20 protein-coding genes are annotated in these 21,139 nt (G+C 38.4%); 11 read left to right on the top strand and 9 right to left on the bottom strand.

From position 1 onward, the window contains the following. Positions 1 to 38 precede the first annotated feature (38 nt). Positions 39 to 1,418, bottom strand: a complete 1,380-nt coding sequence (locus AWW73_RS14990; protein ID WP_081409652.1) for an amino acid permease — start codon at positions 1,416 to 1,418, stop codon at positions 39 to 41. Positions 1,419 to 1,797: 379 nt separating this feature from the next. On the opposite strand from AWW73_RS14990, the gene prpF reads away from it, so the two are divergent. From prpF to AWW73_RS14975, 3 genes are all read left to right on the top strand, one after another. Next, complete coding sequence (prpF, locus tag AWW73_RS14985) at positions 1,798 to 2,985, top strand: 2-methylaconitate cis-trans isomerase PrpF (RefSeq protein WP_062850050.1); 1,188 nt, start codon at positions 1,798 to 1,800, stop codon at positions 2,983 to 2,985. A gap of 161 nt (positions 2,986 to 3,146) precedes the next feature. Continuing rightward, positions 3,147 to 4,058, top strand: a complete 912-nt coding sequence (locus tag AWW73_RS14980) for a polyprenyl synthetase family protein (RefSeq protein ID WP_062850049.1) — start codon at positions 3,147 to 3,149, stop codon at positions 4,056 to 4,058. 57 nt (positions 4,059 to 4,115) lie between these two features. Continuing rightward, on the top strand, positions 4,116 to 4,484 hold the full coding sequence (locus AWW73_RS14975) for an MmcQ/YjbR family DNA-binding protein (protein WP_062850048.1): 369 nt from the start codon (positions 4,116 to 4,118) through the stop codon (positions 4,482 to 4,484). A gap of 70 nt (positions 4,485 to 4,554) precedes the next feature. On the opposite strand, the gene AWW73_RS14970 is transcribed toward AWW73_RS14975, so the two are convergent. From AWW73_RS14970 to AWW73_RS14955, 4 genes are all read right to left on the bottom strand, one after another. Next, positions 4,555 to 5,409, bottom strand: a complete 855-nt coding sequence (locus AWW73_RS14970) for an SPFH domain-containing protein (protein ID WP_002116544.1) — start codon at positions 5,407 to 5,409, stop codon at positions 4,555 to 4,557. A 28-nt stretch (positions 5,410 to 5,437) separates the two neighbouring features. Beyond that, the gene (locus tag AWW73_RS14965) at positions 5,438 to 5,899 is read right to left on the bottom strand and encodes an NfeD family protein (protein ID WP_016143355.1); all 462 of its coding nucleotides are present in this window, start codon (positions 5,897 to 5,899) and stop codon (positions 5,438 to 5,440) included. Between the two features lie 105 nt (positions 5,900 to 6,004). After that, a complete protein-coding gene (locus tag AWW73_RS14960) occupies positions 6,005 to 6,922 on the bottom strand; it encodes a patatin-like phospholipase family protein (protein ID WP_014207516.1) in 918 nt (305 codons plus the stop codon). Positions 6,923 to 6,988: 66 nt separating this feature from the next. Further along, positions 6,989 to 7,615 carry a lysophospholipid acyltransferase family protein gene (locus AWW73_RS14955; protein WP_062850047.1) on the bottom strand — a complete coding sequence of 209 codons (627 nt, stop codon included), beginning with the start codon at positions 7,613 to 7,615 and terminating at the stop codon, positions 6,989 to 6,991. 128 nt (positions 7,616 to 7,743) lie between these two features. Here AWW73_RS14955 and AWW73_RS14950 point away from each other — a divergent pair, with 128 nt between their 5' ends. The 6 genes from AWW73_RS14950 (at position 7,744) to AWW73_RS14920 (ending at position 14,734) form a co-directional block, all read left to right on the top strand. Beyond that, the gene (locus AWW73_RS14950; RefSeq protein WP_062850046.1) at positions 7,744 to 9,003 is read left to right on the top strand and encodes an MFS transporter; all 1,260 of its coding nucleotides are present in this window, start codon (positions 7,744 to 7,746) and stop codon (positions 9,001 to 9,003) included. Between the two features lie 73 nt (positions 9,004 to 9,076). Next, a complete protein-coding gene (locus AWW73_RS14945) occupies positions 9,077 to 9,268 on the top strand; it encodes a hypothetical protein (RefSeq protein ID WP_081409651.1) in 192 nt (63 codons plus the stop codon). Positions 9,269 to 9,541: 273 nt separating this feature from the next. Beyond that, positions 9,542 to 10,858 carry a DcaP family trimeric outer membrane transporter gene (locus tag AWW73_RS14935; protein ID WP_062850044.1) on the top strand — a complete coding sequence of 439 codons (1,317 nt, stop codon included), beginning with the start codon at positions 9,542 to 9,544 and terminating at the stop codon, positions 10,856 to 10,858. 178 nt (positions 10,859 to 11,036) lie between these two features. Next, positions 11,037 to 12,686, top strand: a complete 1,650-nt coding sequence (locus tag AWW73_RS14930) for a phosphoethanolamine transferase (RefSeq protein WP_062850043.1) — start codon at positions 11,037 to 11,039, stop codon at positions 12,684 to 12,686. 14 nt (positions 12,687 to 12,700) lie between these two features. After that, the gene (locus AWW73_RS14925; protein ID WP_002116411.1) at positions 12,701 to 13,375 is read left to right on the top strand and encodes a DNA-binding response regulator PmrA; all 675 of its coding nucleotides are present in this window, start codon (positions 12,701 to 12,703) and stop codon (positions 13,373 to 13,375) included. A 24-nt stretch (positions 13,376 to 13,399) separates the two neighbouring features. Next, positions 13,400 to 14,734 carry a sensor histidine kinase gene (locus AWW73_RS14920; RefSeq protein ID WP_062850042.1) on the top strand — a complete coding sequence of 445 codons (1,335 nt, stop codon included), beginning with the start codon at positions 13,400 to 13,402 and terminating at the stop codon, positions 14,732 to 14,734. Position 14,735: 1 nt separating this feature from the next. Here AWW73_RS14920 and AWW73_RS14915 read toward each other — a convergent pair whose 3' ends face one another. The 3 genes from AWW73_RS14915 to AWW73_RS14905 form a co-directional block, all read right to left on the bottom strand. After that, positions 14,736 to 15,434, bottom strand: coding sequence for a phosphatase PAP2 family protein (locus tag AWW73_RS14915; protein WP_062850041.1), 699 nt, complete (start codon positions 15,432 to 15,434; stop codon positions 14,736 to 14,738). 152 nt (positions 15,435 to 15,586) lie between these two features. Next, positions 15,587 to 16,774, bottom strand: a complete 1,188-nt coding sequence (locus AWW73_RS14910) for an ammonium transporter (protein ID WP_062850138.1) — start codon at positions 16,772 to 16,774, stop codon at positions 15,587 to 15,589. A 302-nt stretch (positions 16,775 to 17,076) separates the two neighbouring features. Further along, positions 17,077 to 17,961, bottom strand: a complete 885-nt coding sequence (locus tag AWW73_RS14905) for a LysR family transcriptional regulator (RefSeq protein WP_062850040.1) — start codon at positions 17,959 to 17,961, stop codon at positions 17,077 to 17,079. A gap of 117 nt (positions 17,962 to 18,078) precedes the next feature. Between AWW73_RS14905 and AWW73_RS14900 the strand changes: the two genes are divergently transcribed. Together AWW73_RS14900 and AWW73_RS14895 are read left to right on the top strand one after the other, a co-directional pair. Continuing rightward, on the top strand, positions 18,079 to 18,984 hold the full coding sequence (locus AWW73_RS14900) for an AEC family transporter (protein ID WP_062850039.1): 906 nt from the start codon (positions 18,079 to 18,081) through the stop codon (positions 18,982 to 18,984). A 96-nt stretch (positions 18,985 to 19,080) separates the two neighbouring features. After that, positions 19,081 to 20,097: a hypothetical protein gene (locus AWW73_RS14895; RefSeq protein WP_062850038.1), complete on the top strand. Its 1,017-nt coding sequence runs from the start codon at positions 19,081 to 19,083 to the stop codon at positions 20,095 to 20,097. 46 nt (positions 20,098 to 20,143) lie between these two features. On the opposite strand, the gene AWW73_RS14890 is transcribed toward AWW73_RS14895, so the two are convergent. Beyond that, positions 20,144 to 21,082, bottom strand: a complete 939-nt coding sequence (locus tag AWW73_RS14890; RefSeq protein WP_205630329.1) for a LysR family transcriptional regulator — start codon at positions 21,080 to 21,082, stop codon at positions 20,144 to 20,146. Positions 21,083 to 21,139 lie beyond the last annotated feature (57 nt).

Genomic DNA, 21,139 nt, shown 5'->3' with positions numbered 1-21,139 from the left:
AAAAAGCCATTGTCTAAACAATGGCTTTTTAGATTTATTTATTGTTCAGGATTCTCAACCGAATCGAGTTTTTTAGGATTTAAATAGTCAAAAAGTACGAGCATTGCTGTAATCCAAATAGGGATCATCATTACTGACTCTTTGAAACCTTGAGTCCACATAATATAGAGAACCACAGCAATAAACGCTAAAACTAAATAATTACTAAATGGCGACCATAACGCTGGAAAAGATGTCTTAACATTCGCGTGCTTAACAAAGCGTCTATACTTCAAATGTGTAATTGATATCATTGCCCAGTTTAGAACAAGTGCACCAACTACAACGTACATAAGATGTCCAAGAGCATCTTCAGGTACAAAGTAATTTAAAAGAACGCAACCAAAGATTAATAAAGCAGAAAGCAGAACAGCGGGAATAGGAACCCCCTGTTTATTGGTTTTTGCAAAAACTTTTGGTGCATTGCCTTGTTGAGCGAGACTGTAGAGCATACGGCTATTTGCAAACATCCCACTGTTATAAACAGAGAGGGCAGCAGTTAAAATAATAAAGTTCAGTAAGTGTGCAGCCCAACCAATTCCCATTTGGCTAAAAATCATAACAAATGGACTTTTGTCGAGACCGCCAAGATCTAATTGGTTCCATGGCACTAATGAAAGTAAGATTGCCAATGAACCGATATAGAAAATCAAGATACGGAAAACGACTTGGTTAATTGCTTTTGGAATGGTTTTTTTCGGATCTTTTGCTTCCGCTGCGGCCATACCAATCAGTTCAATACCACCAAAAGCGAACATCAAGAAAGCCAACATATAGAAGAGGCCGCTAAAGCCATTTGGAAAAAATCCACCATGAGACCAAAGGTTACTAAATGAAATGTTTGAACCTACGTCTGCTGTAAATAGCAAATAAAGTCCAAATATGATCATAGAGATAACCGCAGCAACTTTAATAATAGCGAGCCAGAATTCGGACTCACCATAAAATTTGACGTTGGTTAAGTTAATTGCCGTAATCACGACAAAGAAAAATAAGACAGACGTCCATGCTGGAATATGAGGCCACCAATAATTAATATATTTGGCTACCGCGGTGAGCTCACTCATCGCCACCAGAACATAGAGTATCCAATAGTTCCATCCGGTTAAAAATCCGGGAAATTTCCCCCAATATTTATACGCAAAATGGCTGAACGATCCTGCAACAGGTTCTTCAACAATCATTTCTCCCAAGTGACGCATAATCAAAAACGCGATTAAGCCGCCAATGGCATATCCTAAAATAATGGATGGTCCCGCAGATTGAATCACTTGCGCCGAGCCTAAAAATAATCCGGTACCAATTGCTCCACCCATAGCAATTAATTGGATGTGTCGATTTTTTAGTCCTCGTTGCAGTGTAGAAGATTCGTTGGTCAAAGGTCTTCACTCACAATGAATAAGTAAATTATTCTAATAGATGGAGTTATTTTAGCCTAGACTACAAATTAATAAGGAGTGACTGAAAAGTAATTGTAAAAGTTATTTAAAATCATTATGTTACTTTTAATATTCCTATATCGGGTGAAAAGTACTCTAAAAAAATATAATTTCATATAGACTTTTTTTCTTAGATTTTGCTTAGATTAAGTCATTGCCAGCATATTGCTAAATTCTCAAAATATGCTCGCGTCAATACGATTGATGTATAAAGCAGATCGCTATCTCTTGGCCTTAAAACAATTTAAGATGCAGAGAAGGGTAAACAAGAATGCTTGTTTTGATATAGAAGAACATAATAGTAAGGATAACAGTTGATATGAGCTCAGTACCGCAAATTAAAATTCCAGCAACTTATATGCGTGGTGGAACCAGTAAAGGTGTCTTTTTAAAGCTTGATGATTTGCCAGAAAAAGCCCAAGTTGCAGGACAAGCAAGAGATCAGCTCTTACTACGTGTCATTGGTAGCCCAGACCCCTATGGAAAACAAATTGATGGGATGGGGGGAGCCACTTCGAGTACCAGCAAAACTGTTATTCTCGCTAAAAGTACTCAGCCAGAGCATGATGTTGATTATTTATTTGGTCAGGTTTCAATAGATCAAGCTTTCGTAGATTGGAGCGGTAACTGCGGTAATTTGACTGCGGCTGTTGGTTCTTTTGCGATTTCAAATGGCTTGGTAGATGCAGATCGTATTCCAGAAAATGGTCTATGCACGGTTCGAATCTGGCAAAAAAATATTCAAAAAACCATTATCGCGCATGTGCCTATCACCAATGGTCAAGTTCAAGAAACTGGTGATTTCGAACTCGATGGAGTGACTTTCCCTGCCGCTGAAGTTCAAATTGAGTTTTTAGATCCGGCCGATGATGGTGAAGAAGGCGGTGATATGTTCCCGACAGGGAATGTTGTTGACCAATTAGATGTTCCAGAGATTGGTAGTTTTCAAGCCACATTTATTAATGCTGGTATTCCAACCATTTTCTTAAATGCAGAAGATTTAGGATACGAAGGTACTGAGTTACAAGATCATATTAATAGTGACGCAACTGCATTGGCACGTTTTGAAAAAATTCGTGCCTATGGCGCAGTTCAGATGGGCTTAATTAAAGATATTTCAGAAGCAGCTGCGCGTCAGCACACACCAAAAATTGCATTTGTTTCTAAACCGAAGAACTATACGGCATCAAGTGGTAAAAACGTTGTAAAGAATGATGTCGACTTATTGGTTCGTGCTTTGTCGATGGGTAAATTACACCATGCTATGATGGGAACAGCGGCAGTAGCGATTGGCACGGCAGCCGCTATTCCGGGGACTTTAGTAAATTTAGCTGCGGGCGGTGGCGAACGTGAAGCGGTACGTTTCGGTCATCCATCTGGAACATTACGTGTTGGCGCTCAAGCTGAACTTGTTAATGATCAATGGGTCGTTAAAAAGGCAATTATGAGCCGTAGTGCACGTGTGTTAATGGAAGGTTGGGTACGCGTTCCGGGTGACAGTTTCTAAAACAGTTAAGAATGAAAAAGCCTCTCCATTTTGTAGAGGCTTTTTTACATAGGCCTTCGAAAACTCATCACGCACTTTTCACAGTGAATCGTGTATGATGTAGCGCATGAATGCTTCATAACATTCAATAAAATTTCTCTACTGATTTTATCGAGGCGACTGTGTCATCACTCTCTCAAGTTAATGCGGATGTTTTAAAACAAGCTCAACAACGTATTCAACAAGATTTATTGACGACATTGTCCGCATTCTCAATTCCAGAGCCTTTAAAAAGTGCAGTACACCATGCAGTCATGCTTGGTGGAAAACGTGTGCGTCCGGCTTTATGTTATGCCACTGCCTCTTTACAGCCAAATCCAAATTTTGCTGCGGCTCGTCGTGCTGCGGTTGCGGTTGAACTTATTCATTGTTACTCACTAGCGCATGATGATTTGCCTTGTATGGATAATGATTTACTGCGTCGTGGTCAACCGACTTGTCATGTTGCGTTTGGTGAAGATACTGCTTTGCTTGCAGGCGATATTTTACAATCAATGGCTTTTGAGATTTTAGGTAGCCGTTTGTTTGATGAACAAGGGCAGGGTACCGATGCCGCGATTGTATTAAAACAAATGCAGATTTTAGCAACTGCCAGCTCCAAAATGGTCTCTGGACAGGTTTTAGATTTGCAAGCTGAAGGCAAGCAAATTACTCAAGACGAACTTGAAAATATCCATCGCAATAAAACTGGTGCGCTCATTCAAGCAGCCATTATGATGGGTGCAGTGACAATTTTCTCTGGAACTGATCAAGCAATTCCAAAGTTGCGTCAATATGGACAGACCATTGGACTGGCTTTTCAGGTGTTAGACGATATTCTTGATATTACTTCGAGTACTGAAACCTTGGGTAAAACTGCGGGTAAGGATGAGCAAGTACAAAAGTCGACTTACCCAGCCTTAATGGGGCTCGAACAAGCAAAGGCCTATGCTAAAGAATTGCATGATCAAGCTTTTGAAGCCTTAGCTCATTTTGGTGACGATGCAAAAGAATTAATAGATATCTCACAATTTCTTTTAGCTCGTACCAATTAATAAGATTAAATCAATATTCATACTTCTATTCATATTCAATGAATAAAGGAGAAAAGAATGAATGGTGCGCAACTCCATCAAAATGCAATTGAAATTGCACGAAATCTTCCTTTTAGCCAACAGACTCATCCATTTGGACCTGAATATAAAGTTTTTAAAATATTAGAAAAAATATTCATGCTGACTACAGAAGTCGCGGGCGTCAAAATGATTAATGTCAAATGTGATCCGTATAAAAGTCAGGAATATCAGGAGCTCTATTCATTTATTATTCCGGGCTATCATATGAATAAAAAGCACTGGATTTCGATTACACCGCATAAGAACTTAACAAGTGATTTACTTCAAGATTTGATTCATGATTCTTATGATTTAGTTGTAAAAAAACTTCCTTTGAAAGATCAGAAAAAATTAAAAAACCAATAATATAAAAGATAAAAAACGGTGGCATGATAGCCACCGTTTTGCTTTTAAATACTTATTTAAAGTAACTAAATTAATTATGTTTTCCCATAATGCCGCGAATTGTATTTAAAACATCGGCAGGTAAAACCACGGTTTTAGCATTGCTTGATTTCGCCATATCTTGCATTGCTTTGACATACTGCTCGCCTAACAGATAAGCAACAGGTGTTTCTTTATCACCCACTGCACTTGTGACCATTTCAATCGCTTTTTGTGAAGCTTCAGCCAAAACAACTTGTGCTTCTGCATCACGGCGAGAGGCTTCCAAGCGACCGTCAGCCTCTAAAATAGCAGCTTGTTTTTCACCATCAGCTCTTGTTACTGTCGCACGGCGTTGACGTTCTGCCGCAGCTTGAGCTTCCATGGCAGCTTGCATGGTTGAAGAGGGCTGAATATCTTGAATTTCTACAGTTTTTAATGTGATACCCCAATCTGAAATATCATCAGAAATAGCTGCTTTTAACTTAGCTTTAATATGGTCTCGTGAAGACAAGGCATCATCTAAATCCATTTCACCGACAATAGAACGTAATGAGGTTTGTACAAGGTTTTGAATCGCCCATGTATAGTTTTCAATACCGTAAACTGCTTTTTCTGGTGTGGTTAAATTAATATAGGCTACCGCATTCATGAGCAATACGGCATTGTCACGCGTAATCACTTCTTGAGACGGGATATCTAACACAATATCTTTGGTGGTAACTTTATAAGCCACTTCATCAACATAGGGAATCACAAAATTAAGCCCCGGATTTAGGGTAGAGTGATATTTACCTAAACGTTGAACAATCCACTTATAACCCTGAGGAACAATACGAACCCCTTTAAAAATGGTGACAGCCACAAAAGCCAAAAAGGCTAAAACAATAATAGTACCGACTGGCATGAAAATACCCTCTCTTTATCTTTAATGTTTATGAAGTACCGTGGGATTGAACAATTAAGTCATTACCCGAAATATCAATAACTCTGACACGATCACCGACTTTAACTGGTGTGGTGCTTCGACAGTTCCACTCATCGGCCCCTAAAATTGGCATTGGAAAGCGAACAATAATTTGTTCGTGGTCGAGACCAGTTTGAATCACCATACCAATTTGACCAATGGTTGCTTCGCGAGGTAATCCCGCTTTAGTTTTATCAATTGATAATGGTTTAATAAATTTGAACCAAAGAATGGTGCATAGCACTGACAGAACTATCCACAGTACAACTTGCGTAGTGAGGCTAATATCTGGAAATAACCAGTAGAGAAAGCACACCATAATGGCGGCAATACCAAACCAAAGTGCGGCAAAGGCGGGTAGAATCAGTTCAGAAAGAATAAGTAAGATACCCAATACAAACCAGTGCCAAGGTTGTATAACAAACTCCATAGATCTGCTCTTTTATATATCTTTATGATGGGTAAAAGTGACTCAATATCACTTTTACCACTGTAGCAGATGATGGAGAGTGTGGATAGAAAAAAACCAACTCAATTAGAATTTAGGACGTGGTGCAGGCTTAAATGCGGCTGGAGATTTTTTGAAGTTTGCAATTGCGGTTTCAACTTGGCGTATTTGCGCTTGAGCAGCTTTTTCGCCTTCTAAAATTGCTTGGTTACTTGATTTGAGATCAAGCGTACCTAAGTGGCCAACTTTAGGTTGAATCACTACATTTGCTTGCTTGAGCTCTTCATTAATACTTTGTTGGCCCATAATATTAATGGTTTGATCCAGTAGTCCCCACATATTGGCTGGGCGATTTCCTGCTGGACGAGCAGAAATATCGACTGCAATGACAATGTCTGCACCCATGTCACGAGCTGTTTTAACAGGAATTGGGCTAACCAATCCGCCATCTACATACTTCTGCTTGCCAATTGTTGCTGGTACAAATACATTTGGAATACTGCAAGATGCACGTACTGCTTGGCCTGCATTACCTTTAATAAAGTCTGCTTTTTGACCATTATCAAGGCGAGTTGCCACGGCCGCAAAACGGATTGGGAACTTCTCAATCGGTTTATTGCCTACGTTACGGTTAACGTAGTCCTGTAACTTTTGTCCAAGAATAATGCCCTGACGATTAAGTGTTAAATCTCGGATATCTGACTCTTGTAACTTTAGCGCTAGACTTTGCAATTGATAAGGCGTTTGTCCACTTGCGTAGATACTTCCAACAAAGCTACCGGCACTGGTACCCGTCACAATTTTAGGTTTAATTCCGTGAGACTCTAAAACCTTGATTACACCAATATGTGAAAATCCTTTTGCTCCACCGCCACCTAAAGCAAGTGCAATCACAGGTTCACGGGCTTTCATTGAGGTTGTCGGTGTTGGTGTTTTGCTAAATTTATCACAGCCAAATAGTGCTAGAGAGATAAATCCAATACTGGCAAATTGAGCAATTTTCATCTTTAAAAATAATCTACGTCGAGATAAATTAAGAGGGCTCATGAGACCAGATTTGCTCAATTTTTGCTAGATTTTTTTCACTAGATTTTGTAAAGGTTCAGCAAGCCAATTACGATTTTTAGGTGATATTTTTCCTTCATAACGCTCAAAAATCTTGGTGAGATCTTCGTCGTAGTTGCCACTTGGATTTAAGTGACCTAAGCAGTGAATCGTCTTGTGATCATAATCAAAAGAAAACATCACAATGGGAATATTTGTTTTTGCGGCGATATGGTAAAAGCCACTTTTCATTTTTTTTGCTTTTTTACGTGTGCCTTCGGGCGCCATTCCAATCCAGATCTTGTCATATTTTTGAATGGTTGCAACGACTTGCTCAGTAAGTCCATTGGCTGTGTCACGTTTAACAGGAATGACCCCAGCCCAATCTAAAGCTCGTTTAAACGGTGGTTTAAAAAGAGCGTCTTTACCTAATACGGTAATTTGAATACCTAATCCGAAAATCGCTAGAAAGCCATACCATCCATCAATATTGGAAGTATGGGGGGAAATAATCGCCACTGCTTTTGGAAAATTAGGAACTTCGCCTTCAATTGTCCAACCTTGCGCTAAAAAAAGTTTTTTAAATAGCGCTCGGCTTAAAGCAGTGCCACGTTGGGGTACCAAATCAGGTAAATTAGGGAAATGTTGATCCATATTTTTTTAAATTTTAACTTGTCCTAGTTTTATCTTAATCTTTTGAAATATATGCTTCATTGGCAAAATGTAAGAACAAAATGACATTTGATGTTATTCCTTATTAAACAAATAAAAAGTAGGTTTCTATGTTGCGGCAGCAAAATCCCTATCTTCTGCTATTTTCTTTATATTGGGCACAAGGACTGCCTGTCGGGTTTATGACGCATGCTTTACCCGTGATTTTAAGAGCAGAAGGTGTTTCACTCGCCCATATTGGCGGTTTTGGTCTACTAATGTTGCCGTGGTCAATTAAGATCTTTTGGGCGCCGTGGGTCGACCGACACGCACTTTCCCGTTTAGGACACTATCGTAGTTGGATTCTACCTACTCAGTTTTTGATGGTAGCTGTACTTTGTATTTTGTCTTTTTTCCCCGTTCAAGCTTTAGATCAGCCCATTTATTTATTTGCCTTTTTTATTTCACTTCTTTTTATGAATTTAACAGGAGCAACCCAAGATATTGCGACCGATGCTTTGGCCGTCAATTTATTGAAACATGATCAACAACATTGGGGGAATACATTTCAGGTTATTGGTTCGCGGTTAGGTTTTATTGTCGGTGGAGGAGCTGTACTTTGGTGTTTAGACTGGCTGACATGGCAACCTACTTTTTTGCTATTAGCAACCTTAGTATTTTTAAATACTTTACCCGTTTTATTATTTAAAGAACCCCAACATACTTCCAATTCAAATCGTGAACTCAAATTTGACCAACAAAATTTAGTCCTAAAGATTAAAGTTTACTTAAGATATTTCTCTCAGAATAAAGAACTCCGCTCTTGGTTAGTGGTACTGATCACTTTTAAAGTAGCAGACGGCTTAGCTGGGCCATTACTTAAACCTTTAATGGTGGATATGGGGCTGAGTTTTACTCAAATTGGTGTTTATATCACGATGCTCGGTGCAGTAGCGGCACTCACTGGGGCGGCAATAGCGGGAGGAGTTCTTAAATATTTTTCTAGACCAACAGCACTAATTGTTTTTTCAATTTTTAAAATTATGAGCCTAGGAGGCTATGCTTATTTAGCCTATGCCCATGAACAAAACATTCAGTTGAATGTCTGGGCTATCTATTCAGTCAATGCTTTAGAAGATGCATTCTCGGCAATGTTGTTAGTGGTTATGTTGACTCTGGTCATGCATTACAGTCGAAAAGAATATGCGGGAACAGATTTTACGTTTCAGGTATCAGTCATGGCGACTGTTAGCGGTCTCCTTTATAGTTTTAGTGGTGTGATTGGAGATGTACTGGGTTATTTCCATTATTTGATAGCTATTGTCATTATTGGAGTGATCAGTTTACTGCCTATTTTCCTCTGGAAACATGCGAAACTGCAGGAAAAATAATGTTAACTAAATGAAATAAAGAATTTTAATGTTGCTTAAGCCGTGATCTAAGCTTTATCTCATACCTTCGTCTATGTTTTTAAAAATGTATATTTTTAGCTATTTAAATGCTCAATTAATTGTGCCATCTTGTGTGGATAGCAAATGGAAGCTAAATGGAGAAAAAATGGAATTGGATAACAAGAAAAATCATGTGAATCAATCGAGATGGGCAGAAAAATGTTCAATTAGATTGGTTATTAGCCTAAAGTCTAAAAAAGAATAATGAAATAACGATTTAATCATTCTATAAGATAAGAGAGTTGTGTAGGATTCGTTACAACATGAAGTTAAGGTAAAAATCTGTAAACCAAAGTATGTTTTTTATGTCTTTGGTTATGGGCTTTTGGTCTTGCATAACGTTGAAATTGGTTTTGGTTGCGGTAATAAAATTAATGTAGCCAAAGTGGAAGATAGTTGATTTTTTAGCCCCTAATTTAATGGCATAAATCAACTTGGCATGGATAGGCAACATAAAATATATTTTTAGGAGTTTTTGATGGATCTATTCCTTAATCGTAAATCTTTTGTTATTAAAAGCTTAGCTCTTACAGTTACAGCTTTAATGATGAGTGGGGCACATGCTGCGACTTCCGACAAAGCGGAAATTCAACAGCTTCGTAAAGAAGTTGAAGCGCTGAAAGCTTTAATTCAACAGCAGCAACAAGTTCAGCAACAACAACAGCAAGTACAGCAACAACAGCAAGTACAGTTAGCTGAAGTTAAAGCACAACCTCAAGCTGCTGCACCAGCTTCTCCTTTAGCAGGATTTAAATCTAAAGCTGGCGCTGATGTGAACCTATATGGTTATGTTCGTGGTGATGCTAACTACATTATCGAAGGTGCGGATAACGACTTTAACAAAGTAGCTGAATCAAAAGGTGAAGCAAAAGACAAAATTCGTGCAACACCTAAAACGACTCGTTTAGGTTTAGATTTTACTGCTCCTGTAAGTAATGCCAAAGTTGGGGGTAAAATCGAAGTTGACTTTGCAGGTACAAATGATGGATTGCGTATTCGTCATGCTTACTTAACTTATAACAACTGGTTGTTCGGTCAAACAACGTCTAACTTCTTGTCTAATCATGCACCAGAAATGATCGATTTCTCGACAAACATTGGTGGTGGTACAACACGTGTTCCGCAAGTACGTTATAACTATAAACTTGGACCAACCACTCAATTGTTTGTAGCAGCTGAAGAGGGCGATAGTGCTGGTCTTACGGGTACAAAGGATGAAGATGGTGCTTGGGTAAATGACAGTATCAAATATAGCCTACCAGTCTTAACTGCTAAAATCACTCAAGGTTATGCAGATGGCAAGGGTTCGGCTTCAGCTCGTGCATTAGTTGAAAACTATAAATCAAAAGCTGGCGGTGACAACCAAACTGGTTGGGGTGTAGCAGTTGGTACAGACTTTAAAGTATCTGATCCTTTAAAACTATTTGCTGATGCATCATATGTAGTAGGTAATAGCAACTATCTATATGGTAGTAATAAGGCCTATACAATCGTAAATGGTGATATTGAGCAAAATGAATTTGTAGCAGTACAAGTGGGTGGAACTTATAAGATTTTACCTAACTTACGTTCTACTCTAGCATATGGTGCTCAATTCGCTGATGATGGTACTGATTATGCAAAAGCATATGCAGCAGGGAATGAAAAAGTTCAACAAGCATGGCTTAACGTGATTTATACGCCAGTTAAACCAATTGATTTAGGTGTTGAGTACGTTAACGGTAAGCGTGATACTTTTGACGGTAAGTCTTACAAAGATAACCGTGTTGGTTTAATGGCTAAATATAGTTTCTAAGAACAATATTTAGTTAAAAATTAAAAAAGGCGAGATTAATCAATCTCGCCTTTTTGTTGTTTAAAATTTAAAAAATAAGTATGTGATAAGGCCTCTGGATTAGATCATTTTTATTTAAGTGATTTTTAAGTTTTAATTTCTACAGTGAAGCATCATAAAAAGATTGTAGTCGTCCGGGATGCTGAATTTTTTTTCTACTTTAAAACATAAACAGATTTCACTGTTTATGTTTAATTTGATTATAGCCATTTGGTTAGGGGTAATTCTAAATGTTGGTTTTTATCATGAAGTACATCTTTTAACTCCATATATTGGACTAAAAGCTATTCTATTCTTAGCTGCTACTATAGTTATTGTGGTTGCTGCCTATTATGCAATTTTACAGATTTTAAACTGGAAATGGACTGCTAAAATTATTGCAATTTTATTGGTCTTCGTTGGCGGTTTTAGCTCTTATTTCGTCAATACATTGGGGGTAATCATCTCACCCGATCAGATTCAAAATATGATACAAACTGATGTATCTGAAGTTTCTGATTTAATTTCATTACGTTTCGGGCTTTGGACAGTTTTCTTTGTGGTTTTACCTATCTTTTTAATTTTTCAAATAAATCTTAAAAAAGAAAAATTATCTCATTTAGTGTTTAAAAAAATCGGATCAATTATTGCCTCGTGTGCAATCGTGGGTATTTTGCTATTTGTTTATTATGTTGATTTTGCATCTATTTTTCGTGAGCATCGCGATTTAAAAGGTATGATTTCTCCACAAAATAGTATTTCATCTTTAATATCTTATTATCACAAAATGGCACCTAAGAAGAACTTACCACTCATACATTATGGTGAAGATGCTCATCAAGTTCAGCAAGTGCAAACGAACCTACCTAAATTAATGGTACTCGTTGTTGGCGAGACAGCTCGTGCAGAAAGTTTTGCATTAAATGGTTATTCGAAAAATACGAATCCGGAACTTTCTAAACAAGATATTTTGAATTTTTCCCAAGTCAGCTCATGTGGTACAGCAACTGCTGTGTCTGTTCCATGTATGTTCTCTGGAATGCCTCGCGTTGACTATAATGAACAACTTGCGAGTCATCGTGAAGGTCTATTGGACATTGCAAAGCGTGCGGGTTACCAAGTGACTTGGATTGATAATAACTCTGGGTGTAAGGGCACTTGTGATCGTGTTGACCAGTACAAAATACCAGAAAAGTTAAAGCAAAAATGGTGTAAAGACGGCGAATGCTATGATGATATTTTAATTGATAGCTTAAATGAATATTTAGCGACTATTCCTAAAGAAGATACCCGTCCACGACTGATTGTTTTACATCAAGTCGGAAGTCATGGTCCAGCCTATTACAAGCGCGCGCCAGCTCAATATCAACTGTTTAAACCGACTTGCGATACTAATGCGATACAGGGTTGCTCTCAAACAGAGTTATTAAATAGTTATGATGACACCATTGTATACACAGATCATGTGTTAAGTCAGATCATTAATAATCTAAAAGAATTATCGAAATATCAAACAGGTTTATGGTATTTATCTGATCATGGTGAATCAACGGGTGAACATGGTTTATATTTACATGGTTCACCGTATGCAATCGCACCGACCCAACAAACACATGTACCCATGATGATGTGGTTTTCAGATCGCTGGAAACAGAACAATTTTGCACAAGTAAGTTGTTTAAGCCAACAAACTAAAGAGAAGTTAAGTCAGGATAATTTATTCCCAAGCTTACTGAGTTTATTAGGCGTAAAAACTCAGGTCATCAACCCTCAACTGGATATGCTGCACTCATGTGCACATGTGAATTAAAGCGAGCCTAGAACATGACAAAAATCTTGATGATTGAAGATGATTTTATGATTGCAGAGTCAACAATAACGTTGCTGCAATATCATCAATTTGAGGTGGAATGGGTCAATAATGGCTTAGATGGTCTGGCTCAGTTAGCTAAAAATAAATTCGATTTAATTCTTTTAGACTTAGGGCTACCGATGATGGATGGCATGCAAGTCTTAAAGCAAATTCGCCAAAGAGCAGCGACACCAGTCTTAATTATTTCAGCACGAGATCAGTTACAAAACCGCGTGGATGGCTTAAACCATGGCGCAGATGATTACTTAATTAAACCCTATGAGTTTGATGAGTTACTTGCTCGTATTCACGCGCTATTACGCCGTAGCGGGGTAGAGGCTCAGCTTGCCAATCATGAGCAGCTATTACAAAGTGGCGATCTGGTTTTAAATGTTGAACAGCACATTGCTACTTTTAAAGGTCAACGTATTGATTTGTCTAATCGTGAATGGGCAATTCTTATTCCTTTGATGAGCCACCCAAATAAAATCTTTTCTAAAGCAAATCTTGAAGATAAGTTATATGATTTCGATAGTGATGTAACCAGTAATACGATTGAAGTATATGTGCATCACTTGAGAGCTAAACTCGGGAAAGACTTTATTCGAACGATTCGAGGGCTGGGTTATCGTTTAGGGCAATCGTAACTTAAATTTTGGAACTTCATAACAGTGCATTATTCATTAAAAAAACGACTGATTTGGGGCACCTCAGTTTTCAGTGTCATTTTAGGTTGTATATTAATTTTTAGTGCTTATAAAGTTGCACTTCAAGAAGTCGATGAAATTTTAGATACGCAAATGCGTTATTTAGCTGAGCGAACAGCTGAATATCCATTGAAAACAGTAACAAGTAAGTTTGATTTTCATAAAACTTATCATGAAGAAGATTTATTTGTAGATATTTGGGCATATAAAGATCAAGCCCATTTATCTCACCATCTCCATTTATTGGTTCCACCTGTTAAACAAGCTGGCTTTTACTCACATAAAACCAGTAACGGCTTAATCCGTACCTATGTTTTGCCGTTAAAGGATTATCAAATTCAGATTAGCCAGCAAGAAAAGGTTCGTGAGGCTTTTGCTTGGGAACTTGCAGGCAGCATGTTCATTCCATATTTGATTATCTTACCATTTGCGATTTTTGCTTTAGCTGCAATTATTCGTCGGGGCCTAAAGCCGATCGATGACTTTAAAAATGAATTGACTCATCGTGATTCAGAAGAGCTCACGCCCATTGAAGTTGTAGATTATCCTCAAGAATTGTTACCCACAATTGATGAAATGAACCGACTGTTTGAGCGTATTTCTAAGGCACAAAATGAACAGAAACAGTTTATTGCAGATGCTGCTCATGAACTTCGAACTCCTGTGACTGCTCTGAATTTACAAACCAAGATTTTAATTAGTCAATTTCCTGAGCAGGAATCGCTACAAAATTTAAGTAAAGGATTAGCGCGTATTCAGCACTTGGTGACACAGCTTTTAGCGCTGGCTAAGCAGGATGTTTCTTTAAGTGTGATTGAACCAACGAGGGCTTTTCAGCTTAATGATGTCGCTTTAAATTGTGTTGAACAGCTTGTGAATTTAGCGATGCAAAAAGAAATCGACTTGGGATTTGTTCGTAATGAACCAATCGAAATGCATAGTGTTGAGCCAACAGTTCATTCAATCATTTTTAACTTAATTGATAACGCAATCAAATATACGCCTCATGAAGGAATGATTAATATCTCTGTTTTCACTGCTACAGATGGCGATGCATGTATACAAATTGAAGATAGCGGCGCGGGGATTGACCCAGAACATTATGACAAAGTTCTAAAGCGTTTTTATCGTGTACATCACCATCTTGAAGTGGGGAGTGGTTTAGGCCTATCCATTGTTGACCGAGCAACTCAACGTTTAGGTGGGACTTTGACACTAGACAGAAGTTTAGAGCTTGGTGGACTTTCGGTCTTAGTCAAACTTCCAAAGATTTTACATGTTCACGAAACTAGAATTTAATTTAGACCCGTTCTTGTTTAATTTGTTTTTCAAATTCAAAGCGGTGAATACAAACTGCATAAAATAAGACATTTACCGCCCAAACCACCCAACCTGTCCATAAGTTATGACTCAGGAAATGTGCTCCACGCATCATTTGTGCCCATCCCATCATAAAGCCTAATAGAATGCCCGCAATGAGATAAAAATAGGCACGTTTAGGCTGCTCAAGGCGATAAACAAAATAACCTGTTATTAAAATAAAACCAGCGCTTGCATGCCCACCCGGAAAACAATGTCCATGTTTCGCAGTAAAGTCCCAAATATAGCCACCTAAGCTGTTAGGATGAATCATATTCCAAGGACACGCATGAGCAGATTGTGATTTTAAGAGACTAACCAATGCGCTACCAATCATGCTCACAAAAAACATATAACCATATTGCCAACGATAAGGCTTTAATTTCTCAACTTTAAATGACGCAAGCCATAGACCGAAAAAGATGACGTAAATGGTAGTAATGATTTGTTTAACAATTTCATGATTAAGTCTTTCTAGATACCAGTTGTCTCGATTGAAAAAATGACCTGTTGAATCAATCCAAGGCTGGATGAGGTACATATCAATTTTCCCACCCACTGGAAAAACAATTAAAAGCAGAAAAAAACTGAGAAAAAGAAAGATGATATTAATTTGGAAAAATTGTTTTTGTGTAGTCATTCTGATGCAATATCAATCGACAATGGATACAACTAATTACATAAAATTAAACTTAAATTGCTCTTAAACCATACAGAAGAAAGGGGACCAATTTTCCTTAAAAAATAAAAAAGCGACGAGAAGTATCGTCGCTTTGGGCACATTAGAAAGTATTAAAACATACCTTCTTCAGAGTTTGCCGAAATTTTATGAATAGACAAATCTGCACCACGGAACTCATCTTCTTGAGATAGACGAATACCAATGGTCGCTTTCAGTAAGCCATAAACAATAAAGCCACCAGCAAGTGCAATGGCAATCGCGAGCGCTGTCCCGATGAGTTGAGAGATGAATGAGACACCGCCTAAACCACCAAGCCATTGTTGACCAAATAAACCTACTGCAATACCACCAAATGCACCGCATACGCCGTGCAAAGGCCATACACCTAACACATCGTCAACTTTGAGTTTGTTTTGAGTATAAGTGAATAGATATACAAACATTGCACCAGCTGCACCACCAATAACAAGCGCACTAATTGGGTGAACAATGTCAGAGCCTGCACAGATCGCAACTAAGCCTGCAAGTGGGCCGTTATGTAAGAAACCAGGGTCATTTTTTCCAATCGCATTTGCTGTAATGGTGCCGCCGACCATTGCCATGAGTGAGTTAATGGCAACCAGACCAGAAATCGCATCAACACGCTGAGCACTCATCACGTTAAAGCCAAACCAGCCAACAATTAAAATCCATGAACCAAGCGCCAAAAAGGGAATAGAAGACGGCGGGTGAGCACTTACACGACCATCTTTCTTATAACGACCAGAACGTGCACCCAATAAAATCACGGCTGCAAGTGCAATCCAACCGCCCATAGCATGTACTACGACTGAACCGGCAAAATCATGAAAAGCTGCACCGAAGGTTGTTTCTAACCACTTTTGCAAACCGTAGTTGCCATTCCAGACCATGCCTTCAAAAAACGGATAAACCAGCGCCACTAAAGCAAGTGTCGCAATTGCTTGTGAACGCATTTTTGCGCGTTCTGCAATACCACCCGAAATAATGGCGGGAATTGCCGCAGCAAAAGTGAGCAAAAAGAAGCAACGCATCAGGTTGTAGCCATGATCACTTGATAAAACCGTACCATCATGGAAGAAGTGCTGACCATAGGAAATGTAATAGCCAACAAAAAAATATGCGATTGCAGAGAGGGCAAAGTCAGTCAGAATTTTACTCAGTGCGTTCACCTGATTTTTATGGCGAACCGTACCAAGTTCCAAGAATGCAAAACCTGCGTGCATGGCAAGAACCAAAACTGCACCAAGTACTAAGAAAAATAGATCTACATTTTGCATAGCATGCTCGAAAAAAGTGCTAAATTCCATTTTGGAACAAATCTGGGACTGTAAATTGCACCAAAATAGATTTAAGGAATCTAAAAACCTAAGTTTGTCGAAACAAACTCAATTGCATAAAAGTGAATATGCAATAAGCGCACCAATTTGGATTAAATAAATAGTTTTTGGCGATAAATGGTGCGCTGATTTGGTCAGGATGGGGCAGTAATGGCGCTTTTTACGTTAAAAGTCATCTAATGTGCTTGAAAATTGACCTGAAAAAGTTCGTTATAAAATTCCTAAAAATTATCTGTAATCATTTAATGATCTGACCAAACTGATTGGGCAACCTCAATAAATGCTTTCGCAGCGGGGCTCATGTGCTTTTTATTCTTGACTGCGAGACCAATAGAACGTTTAAGGTTCGGTTTAAACGGGCGTTTGACTACGTTTGGATAGAGCGCGAGCAACTCTTTGGTGATGACCATATCAGAGACAATCGAAACTCCTAATTGATTGTGAACCATACTCACGATACTTAAAATTTGTGAAACATAAAATTTGATGTCTGGTTTCACATTAAAGTTTTTTAAAATTAATTCGACCTGATGTCGACTACCCGCCATTGTCATAATAAAAGGGCTGTTTTCTAGTTGTGCTGGATCAATATAGAGCTGCTCTGCGAGTGGGTAACCATTTGGAATTAGGGCAACAAAACGGTCTTCAATTAAGGGGAATGTATCGAAGCGCTCATCGGGCATAATTAAAAAACCAACCTCAATGCGCCGTTCTAATAACCACTGAGCAACTTCTTTATCTTCACCTTCATCAATATAAATCTCGATTTTAGGGTAGCGCTGCCGAAAGGTTTCTAAAATTTCAGGCAATAGATAAATAGAGGACGAAGCCCCAAAAGATCCAATACGTAATGTGCCTTCATTTAAACCGTGGATAGCAGCTACTTCTTTTTCTAACGTGTTGGAAATACTCAATAACTCTTTTACATGCGTAAGAAGCTGTTGACCTGTGGGGGTGAGCTCAATATCACTTTGGGATCTTGAAATCAGGTTAATGCCCCATTGTTGTTCTAATGATTTAAGCGCATGAGAAACAGCCGACTGTGAAATTCCCAGCTTTTCTGCTGTAGCAGTAAAGCTTTTTAGTTCAGCAATGAGTGCAAAAATTTCAAGCTGGGTAAATGTCATGTTGTATTTGTTATGAGTAAAAACTCATTTTATCATGAGTTTTCATTATCTTTAATATATGAGTAAGCCAAGGTCATTGCCAAAAATAGCAAGCCTCAACAAAACTCGAGTAAAGAAATGAATAGCATTGTTTTATCTCTTTTTCCTTTAGTTGCATTAATTGCATCAGGGTACCTGTTTAAAAAATATCGTTTTTTTAGCGATGAGTTTTGGGCTGGGGCAGAGAAGCTGAATTACTATATTCTATTTCCCGCTTTGCTTTTCAGTACGCTATCGACCGCAAAAATTGACTTACAAAGTTTGAGTACAGCCATTATTGCAATGTTGATTGTGGTTTTAGCAGTGACCGCCTTTTTATACATACTTCGAATGTTTTGGCACATACCGCCTGCACGTTTTGGTGTGCACGTACAAAGTATGGTTCGCTTTAATACCTATATTGGTCTGGCTTTAGTGACTTCTCTTTTTAAAAGTGAAGGAATGGCAATACTGGCAATTTTATTAGCACTTTGCATTCCACTGGTAAACGTTATTTCGGTGCTTGCTCTAACCTCCAAAGAACACATGGCAATTAAACCTGTTTTGATTGCACTCCTTAAAAATCCTTTAATTGCATCGTGTGTAGTGGGGGCGGTAGTCAATGTACTTCACATCCCGATTTGGGAAGGCTTTACTCAGTTTATTAAGCTTTTTTCAGTGTCTAGTTTGCCACTGGGCCTGTTATGTGTGGGTGCAGCTTTACAGTTTATACGAATTAAAAAAGACATTGTGGTATTGGCAGCCGACACCTTTGCTCGACTTTTAGCTGTGCCTGCTTTGGCTTATATGGTCTGTACGTGGTTCGGTTTACCAAGTTTGCAAACACAGATTTTAGTCATTTTCTTTGCGCTACCGACGGCTTCTGCTTCATACATTTTAACCAAAGTTTTGGGTGGTGATAGTCAGCTTATGGCTGCCGTGATTAGCTTTCAAACTTTATGTGCTGCCGTAACCTTGCCATTAGTGATTTGGTGGATTTCTTAAGATATAAATCTTTAGACTGACTCGTATTTAAAGAATGCTTTGCTACCTTCCTCATCTGATTATTGCTACACTTTTTTCTTTTTCGGGTGGATGAGTATGTCCTTTGATCTCAAAGTCAGCTTGCAGCAAAGATCTGAACCATCTGCACAGCAGAAAAAACTGAATCGCCTGATTGATAAAATAGAACAGCAAAAAGTTAGCCTAAGCACATGGCAAAATGCACAAGCTGAAATTCAACAGCACATTCGGCAAAAACTGATGCCTGTATATGGCGATTTGCATGAGGTCTTATTTCAGCAGTTGGACCAACTCTGGAATATGTTGCATAGCCATGAGTTTTCAAAAGCAGACATGCAACAACTCAATGAAAAAAATGCCCAGCTTGCACAAATGTTGAAGCGCTCCAAAATGTTATCTACTGAACAGTTAGAGTTAGTAAAGCAGATCGATAACTTTTATCAGCAACATGCGGGGGAGTCTGTAAAAAAGAATAAAAAAGCTCAGTCAATAGAATTTGAATATGATGAAAGTACGGAGCAAAGTGGAGAGTCAGAAGAAGACTTTGAACGGTACGCTGCCGAGCAACAACAAGCAAGAGAACAAGCCAAACAGCAAAGACAGCAACAAAAACGTGAACAAGCTGAGCAAATAGCAGCTCAGTCACTCAAAACAGTCTATTTAAAAATTGCCGCGATGATTCACCCAGACCGTGAGCAAGATGAAACAAAGAAACAGGAAAAAACTGAGCTGTTCCAACAAGCAAGTCAGGCCTACGAGAAGCAGGATTTGTTTTATTTACTCAAACTCCAGTTACAGCTTGAACAGAATAAGGGGCTAGGTGCTAAAGAGTTATCTGCCGAGCAATTGAGGTTTTATAAACTTGCTTTGGATGCACAAAGTCAGCAGCTTGAAAGTCAAATTGCTGAGATTTTGGATTCTTTTCAGTTAGCGAAGAATGTGAAAGCAGAACATGTACACATTAGTGATATTTATAAAGCTGTAGATGCTGACTGTGCTGAGCTAAAGCAGCAGGTGAAGTGGGAAAAGGAACGTTTAAAGCATATGAAAAAGATGAGTGGGGTAGAGATGTTATTGGGGCATGGGGTGCTTTGATTTATTAGATAATCTTATCGAGATAGCTAGCTGATGACAGTAATGACTAGCTTTCAGGATTTTCCCAACTTGGTGGTTGTTTTTGCCAGTAACACCGAATAAATTCGATTAAAGCTTTTACTTTTGGGGAAATATGTCTTTTTGATGGATATACAGCATAGATCGAGTGTTGTATTGGTGCAATATCCTCCAAGACTGGTACAAGTGTTCCTTGATAAATGTCATTGGTAACAAGATAAGCACCCACTTGGATAATACCAAAATTATTTAGTGCCGCATCGCGTAGTGATTCAACATCGTATAAGCGAATTCTACCTTGTGCTACATAGTCAATATTATTTCCTTCAATATGAAAACGCCAAGGTGTTTGATGGCCTTGATGTAAATAAATAAGATTTTGATGTTGCTGTAGATCTTCTATTTTGTATGGTTTACCTTTTTCTTTCAGATAGCTAGGGCTAGCACAAGTGATTAACCAATGGCTGGCTAATTTTTGTTGAACTAGATTGCTGCTCACATGTTGCCCAAATCGTATCGCAACGTCTATGCCATCATGTATTAAATCTTGAAACTCATCAGAAAAAATTACTTCAATCTCGATTTCAGCATATACATTTAAAAAATCTAATATGATTGGCATCATATAAACTCGACCAAAAGCAACAGGTACTGTAAGACGTAAACGTCCCTTCAGCTTTTGAGTGCGTGTCATAATCAAGGTTTCAGTTTCTTCAACTTCTTGTAATATGCGTTGTGCGTACTCATAGAATAGATGCCCCTCGTCACTTAAGCTCAAGGTGCGTGTAGTACGATAAATTAAACGGGTGTGGAACCTATATTCTAGGCGTTGAATACATTTACCTATTGCTGAGCGTGACAAATTAAGAGAGTCAGCTGCAGCGGTAAAGCTCCCAGTTTCTACGACACGTACAAAAATTAAAAGGTCAGATAAATTAGTCATCTCTGTTATAGCGAGATTAACCACTTTTATTCCCCATTGCTGGCACTCAAATGGAGTTTATCAAGTACAGGGGGGTAAGTA

The organism is Acinetobacter lactucae (assembly GCF_001605885.1).
In the GTDB taxonomy this organism is placed as follows: domain Bacteria; phylum Pseudomonadota; class Gammaproteobacteria; order Pseudomonadales; family Moraxellaceae; genus Acinetobacter; species Acinetobacter lactucae.
This window is presented reverse-complemented; position numbering and strand designations above follow the sequence as displayed.